General features: G+C 57.5%; 5 protein-coding genes and 1 pseudogene. 4 read left to right on the top strand and 2 right to left on the bottom strand.

Going from position 1 to position 4,935, the window contains the following annotated elements:
• Positions 1-362 (bottom strand): MerR family transcriptional regulator (locus tag RMO15_RS04675; RefSeq protein WP_309708478.1); only part of this gene is annotated, 362 nt, incomplete at its 3' end.
• A gap of 103 nt (positions 363-465) precedes the next feature.
• Between RMO15_RS04675 and RMO15_RS04670 the strand changes: the two genes are divergently transcribed.
• From RMO15_RS04670 to RMO15_RS04655, 4 genes are read left to right on the top strand one after another with little or no spacing between them, the layout of a single operon-like run.
• Complete coding sequence (locus tag RMO15_RS04670; protein ID WP_309708475.1) at positions 466-1,248, top strand: hypothetical protein; 783 nt, start codon at positions 466-468, stop codon at positions 1,246-1,248.
• Positions 1,249-1,272: 24 nt separating this feature from the next.
• A complete protein-coding gene (locus tag RMO15_RS04665; RefSeq protein ID WP_309708471.1) occupies positions 1,273-2,313 on the top strand; it encodes an NADH:flavin oxidoreductase in 1,041 nt (346 codons plus the stop codon).
• Positions 2,310-3,149: an EamA family transporter RarD gene (gene rarD / locus RMO15_RS04660; protein ID WP_309708468.1), complete on the top strand. Its 840-nt coding sequence runs from the start codon at positions 2,310-2,312 to the stop codon at positions 3,147-3,149. The genes RMO15_RS04665 and rarD overlap by 4 nt, the downstream gene beginning before the upstream one ends.
• A 5-nt stretch (positions 3,150-3,154) precedes the next feature.
• A complete protein-coding gene (locus RMO15_RS04655) occupies positions 3,155-3,985 on the top strand; it encodes a hypothetical protein (RefSeq protein ID WP_309708466.1) in 831 nt (276 codons plus the stop codon).
• Positions 3,986-4,261: 276 nt separating this feature from the next.
• Here the strand turns inward: RMO15_RS04655 and RMO15_RS04650 are convergent.
• Positions 4,262-4,935 (bottom strand): annotated as a pseudogene (locus RMO15_RS04650) (hypothetical protein); the annotation flags it as partial.

The following is a 4,935-nucleotide window of genomic DNA, read 5'->3' as shown; positions in this document are numbered from 1 at the left end:
CCATCGAGCAAGGCTTGTTCTCCTTGCTTAGTTCGATACAAAGCAAGGAGTGTATGATTATCAGCTACCAGGATTGCTTGCCGAAGTGGATTAGGATCATTCATCAGTTCACGAAGCAGCGCTATAACACTACGTAATTTTTGTGTTGACCAGCGCCTACACTTGAGACGATGAAGGGAGCGCAACTGGATGATGTCGCCAAACGAATAGCGATTTCTCGTTCCTGATCCATGTGCTTGCTTGATACTAGGAAGGAAGATACCTCCCCGCGCCCAGTGATCTAGTTGCCTTACAGTAAGACCCGTCATCGATGCAGCCTCAACAGTGGAAAAATTAGGAGACAACTCAGCCAGTAAATTCATTCTGAAATTGAATGTAACATAATCAAACTACATTGTCAATGATCAATGTAGTTTAAGGAGTAAGGACAGACTTATACAAAAAATTTACCTGGTAAAATCAGCCATGCGTTTTCAAGAGAGTGAGAAGCTCGTGGCGGAAGCCTGGGCAAAGCGAGTGATGGTTCCGAAGTCCCCCGATGGCCCCGTCTATACAAAGGGCGTCCCAGGCAAGACCCGGCTCAAGCTTGTGTCGAAGAAGAAAAATCAGATCACCGACGACGACAAGTGGTATGCAAAAAACGGCATCACACCACCATCGGCCAGCCTCCCCACGGGAGTTCCTCAGGCGCTAGGCGAGGCCATAGCAGCACGTTTCTTGGGCGAGACACCACGGCCACTGGCGCTCTATGGCAAAGATCGTCTGGAGCCCTGCTATATCTTGCCCGTCCCTGCGCCAGGTGATACCCAGCGACTAGTAGGACGTTGCCTCGATTTCAGCAAGTGGCAACGCGCAGGCCGCCTCACCCCGATTCTCTTTGCGGAAGAGGCAGACAATGGCATCATTTATATCGCAACAGGCATCAACGGCTATGCAAAAGAAGTCCAGGGAAAGACGGGATATCTGAGCGCCCTAGACGGCAAGACCGGCAAGCTTCTCTGGCAGACCGAGCCACGAGTCGCCAATGCCCTGAACTTTGTGGTCTATAACGATGTGATTTTCTGTGGCTATGGCTTTACCAATGAGCCAGACTTCGTCTTTGTGATTGATAAAAAGACCGGCAAGACCCTGCAGAGGCTCCCCGTTGCCTCAGGCCCCGAGTATCTACACCTCCAAGGCGATGGCACCGACGAAGCCAGCCTGCTGGTGCGCTGCTACGACACGGACTACCAGTTCGCGATTCGCTAGCCGACGCGGGGTAAACTAAGCCCCATGACCTCACTCTTTTCCCCTCTGCCCCTCGGCGGCGACTTTCCTGCACTGCCCAATCGCATCGTGATGGGCCCGATGACCCTCAACCAGGCGACCGAGTCCGGGCATATGACCGACTGGATCGTGGACTGGTACCGACGGCGGGCGGCAGGGGGAACGGGCACGATCATTGGCGCGGCGGTCTTTGTCTCCCAAGGCGGACGCGGCTGGGCCAACGCTGTGGGAATCGCCGATGACTCCTACACCGACGGCTGGCGGCGCTGCGTCGAAGCCGCTCACGCCCACGGTGCGCTCTTTGGAACCCAGCTCTTTCATGGCGGCGCGGCTAGCAAAGTAGCCCTGCTGGGGCAACAGCCCGTCTCGGCCTCGGACTGGACGCGCGAGGGCTTCGATCCTGCTCGGGCGCTCTTAGCGGAGGAAATCGAGCAGATTATCGAGGACTTTGCGGCAGGCGCTCGCCGTTCCATCGAAGCAGGCTGCGACTTTGTGGAGCTACACGGTGCCCATGGTTATCTCCTGCACCAGTTCTGGCGACGCGATGTCAACCAGCGCACCGACAAGTGGGGCGACCCGCTTGCGTTTCCCAGCGCCGTGACCGAGGCCGTCCGAAGAGCCATTGGCCCGAAGATTCCTCTGCTCTACCGGTTCTCGACCCACGCGGATGATCCTGCCGCGCCCAACTTCCCCGTCACGCCCGAGAGCCTGCGCGACTTTCTCATCGCTCTGGAGGCCGCCGGGGTAGATGCCTGGGATATCTCCTGCTGGCGCGAGTCCCGGCGCGGCTACTTCGGTACCGAGACATTGCTTTCTGACTGGGTGCGGCAGTTCTCCAGCAAGCCGCGCATTGTCGCGGGCAATATCATGACGCCCCAAGAGGCCACGGACTACATCAACGACGGCCACGCCGAAGCCGTCGCGCTGGCCCGTGCCTTGATCGTGGATGCGGAGTGGGCCAACAAAGCCCAGCGTGGCGAGCTGCCCCGCCCTGTCCTAGATGACTCCTGGCGGGTAATCAACCAGGGCACGGATCCCGGCGGATGACGGGGATTCAGTCGGGGATCTTGGCGTTTGTGCTCTGGGGACTGGTGCCGCTGTTCTGGAAGCAACTGAATGGGCATAATCCGTGGGAGCTGGTGGCACACCGAGCGGCGTGGTCGTTTCCTCTGCTTCTCGGGGTTGTGCTCTCCCAGAGAAAAACCAAGCCCTTTCTGGCCGCGCTCCAGATGCCCAAGCTCTGGGGCACGACACTGCTTCTCACGGCCAACTGGCTGCTCTACATCTGGCTGACCATCAACGGGCGCTTTGTGGAGGCGAGCCTGGGGTACTTTATTGTGCCGCTGCTCAACACGCTGCTGGGCGTGGCGTTTCTGGGGGAGCGGCTACGGCCCTTGCAGAAAATCTCGATTGCGCTCGCAGGCGTGGCGCTGCTCTTCCCCCTGCTGGGTGACCTGCGCTACTTTCCTTGGGCAGCGCTGGCGATTGCCTTTCTCTGGAGCTTCTATGGCTTCGTGCGCAAGGGGCTCGGGGTGGAGGGAACGGTGGCGCTCGCCGCAGAGACCGCCGTGGCATTTCCCCTCGCACTAGGCTACTTGCTCTGGAAGCATGCCGCACTGGGCACTCCGCGCGAGGCACTCTTGTTGGTAGGAACCGGCCCCATCACCGTGGGGCCGCTCTTGCTCTTTGGCCACGCCGTCACGCGCGTCCCGCTGAGTACGCTGGGCCTCTTGCAGTATCTAGGCCCCACGATCACGTTTATCTGCGGCCAGCTCATCGCCCCCGAGCCCATTCCCTGGCACCGCGCCGCACTTTTGGGAACCGTTTGGCTGGCGATTATCGTCTATATCTACGACTCCATTAAAAATCGCCCGGTAAAATAGTATTCATGAATGCCCTTCTCTTACTTCCGCTTTTTCTTGTTACCGCCCCTCAGACAACGCCGCCGCAGCGCGTCAGCACCAAGCGCCCTGCCGCCCAGACCAAGACCATTGTCGGGGTAATCACCGCGCTCGATGCCACCAAAAACACGATCACGCTTCAGCCCGACAACGGCACGGTCGCCATCGCTGCCAGTATTGCGCCCGATGCGGCCTTCACCAAGAAAAACGAGATCGCCAAGCTCACCGACTTTGCGCTCAAAGACCATGTCTCGGCACGTCTCTCGATCCGGCCCGATAAGCCTGCCGAGGCCGTGCTCAAGGCCATGAAAGACGCCGACACGGCGAGCGAGACCAAGAAAACCGCCACGGCGATCTACACCGGCACCGTCGTGACCTCGTCGCTGACCAACCTGGACGCCAAAGACAAAGACGGCAAGACTACGCGCTTCCGCATCTCGGAGAAGACGATCTTTATCAAAGGCGGCAAGCCCGCCAAGCCCTCGGACTTCGCCCCCGATGCCCCGGTCGCCGTGATTGCCCGCTCCTCGCCCTCGGGAAATCTCCTGGCAAGCCACATCGCGGACACCGCCGCCGCCGTAGAGCAGACCAAGAACGACGCCCTCTCCACCTGGACCGGGCAGGTAACCGAGAAAAAAGACGGAAAGCTCACCCTCAAGCGCGACGACGGCGCAACGCGCACTCTTCAGATCGCCGAAACGTCATCCGCGCTCTTTGACAAGCTCACGCCGGGCCGCAAAGTCCACCTGCACCTCATCAAAGGTGAGACCGACAAAGACGGCAACCGCACCACCGACAAGTTCACCAATGCCCGATAAAATCGGGCATTGGTTTTGATTTCAAAGTATATGATTTTTTGCGAACGTCGTAAACCAACTTTCGGCATTCATTCTCTTCGTTTCAAATATCGCTCATGGTTTGGGAGAGTGCATGAAGTACTCTGCGGAGGAGCGCTTCTATCAAAGCAGCTGGCGTGATTTCCGTATCTGGGGCGCGTAATAGGATTGCCAGCAGGGCATTGACCTCGCTGTGAGATAGCTGTAGTACAAACTCTCTGCTGGCATCCTCGTTCACGAAGTCTCCCTTGCCGGGAATCAGTTCCCTTGATCGTGCGGAACGGTCACTTGGACCGTGCGCGTTCCCATATTGCCTTCGTTATCTGTGGCTGTGATGGTAATGGTATAGACCCTGCCATCCTTATCCTGGCCACGGCGAGAGGCGGGTAGATTTACGGAAAAGGAGAATGCTCCCCCTGCCGGCAGAGCCCCATTACCACTGACCTGACCATAGCTATCACTAAGCACCCAGGATGCAGAGATCACCCCCGACCCACTATCGTCCGTCGCGCCCGTAATCTGTACGGTGTGATTTTTTCCGTTGGGTGGCCAGAGGGTTGTCTTATCGGCAACCGCCTCAATGGTCGGTGGAGCCGTGTCTACCTCCTCAATACGCACTTTATCCAATAACAGGTCGGTGGCGTTGGTACTTGAGCCGTTATCACTTAAGCGAATACGTGTCACGGCGGAGCTTGCCTGGAACCGAACCGTAACATCATTCCAGAGGGTCAGTGCCAGTGGATCGTACCGAGGATCACTCGCTGTCGAATCAACAAAAACCTGACTTATGAGATTCTGATTATTGGCTATATCATCCACCGAAACATTCATAATCTGGGTGCTAAGCCCATAGCCAAAGTTACCAAAATAGAATCTTAGGTCATAAGTCTTACCCGCCTCCGTTGTTAAATCTTGACTAATCGACGACCCTG

This window comes from Armatimonas sp., assembly GCF_031410135.1.
GTDB lineage: Bacteria > Armatimonadota > Armatimonadia > Armatimonadales > Armatimonadaceae > Armatimonas.
Note: the sequence above shows the minus strand (reverse complement) of the source record. Positions and strands in the feature narration are given on the sequence as shown.

Coding starts and splice junctions, on each gene's coding strand:
- RMO15_RS04670 (WP_309708475.1), top strand. CDS start 466: ATGCGTTTTCAAGAGAGTGAGAAGCTCGTGGCGGAAGCCTGGGCAAAG.
- rarD (WP_309708468.1), top strand. CDS start 2,310: ATGACGGGGATTCAGTCGGGGATCTTGGCGTTTGTGCTCTGGGGACTG.
- RMO15_RS04665 (WP_309708471.1), top strand. CDS start 1,273: ATGACCTCACTCTTTTCCCCTCTGCCCCTCGGCGGCGACTTTCCTGCA.
- RMO15_RS04655 (WP_309708466.1), top strand. CDS start 3,155: ATGAATGCCCTTCTCTTACTTCCGCTTTTTCTTGTTACCGCCCCTCAG.